Origin of the sequence: Lactobacillus johnsonii ATCC 33200, from assembly GCF_000159355.1 — a bacterium.
Taxonomy (GTDB): Bacteria; Bacillota; Bacilli; order Lactobacillales; family Lactobacillaceae; genus Lactobacillus; species Lactobacillus johnsonii.
Window position 1 is genome coordinate 1 of the sequence record NZ_GG670134.1, and the last position, 277, is coordinate 277.

The following is a 277-nucleotide window of genomic DNA, read 5'->3' on the forward strand; positions in this document are numbered from 1 at the left end:
TTTGGCGATCCTGATATTAATGTAACCGTACATTACAGTGCTAATGCGCAAACAGCCAAGATTACCTACATTGACGATACAACTAAGACTAACTTGGATAGTAAAGAAGCCAACGGTAAATTTGGCCAAGCAATTACTTTTGAACATGATCCAGCAGAAGTTATTAAAGGCTTAGAGGAAAAAGGCTATGTCTTAGTATCTAATAGCTTTAATAAGCAAACGTACGATGCAAACAACAGCAACAATGTTTTCTATGTTCACTTGAAGCATGGCACTA

General features: G+C 36.8%; 1 protein-coding gene. It reads left to right on the plus strand.

Translation table 11 applies throughout. The annotated features are described in order from the left end of the window. Positions 1-277, plus strand: a 277-nt coding sequence (locus tag HMPREF0528_RS09280) for a mucin-binding protein (protein ID WP_004896663.1), incomplete at both ends; no start/stop codon positions are given.